1 protein-coding gene is annotated in these 502 nt (G+C 45.8%); it reads right to left on the bottom strand.

The genetic code is table 11. From position 1 onward, the window contains the following. A partial coding sequence (locus tag AC559G_RS18110) for a transposase (RefSeq protein WP_498913676.1) occupies positions 1 to 502 on the bottom strand: 502 nt, incomplete at both ends.

Here is a 502-nt window from a genome sequence, read left to right as displayed (position 1 = left end):
TGCTCCCACTGTAACGCCCACCTAATCCAAACCGGGCATTCTTTTCATCTCTAAAGTTCTGCTCTATCTGCATTCTTTTGCCATAGATGTTGATCACTTCCCGGGCTTTATTTGTAGCGATTGATGAGAAAATCAGCCATGCGTCTTTCCCTCTGCGGCTGTATTCTGTTTCTGACGCACCAAATTTCACCTTCTTCGTTTTTCGCCCTTTGGACACCGCTTTATAGATATAAAAATGACCGCTAATCCGACTCTTTTGGGTTTTGCTCAACCAACCGGCTCCAAGCGCTTTCGGTGTTCGCGTAGCGTGAGCTGTCAGTTTTTTGGCATTCTGCCACTCTGTTTCGCTGTCTAATAAACTCTGAATATTGTTTCGAATACGGCCGACAAAGTCCCAGCCCAGTGTTTTGACATGAGTAAACCAAGGTGATTGATAACCCGCATCCGTCACAATAGTGACCGATTTCTGCGGGCCAAGAATACGCTTCAATTCGTCCAGAAA

Source organism: Gibbsiella greigii (assembly GCF_039540155.1).
GTDB classification, from domain to species: Bacteria; Pseudomonadota; Gammaproteobacteria; order Enterobacterales; family Enterobacteriaceae; genus Gibbsiella; species Gibbsiella quercinecans.
Note: the sequence above shows the minus strand (reverse complement) of the source record. Positions and strands in the feature narration are given on the sequence as shown.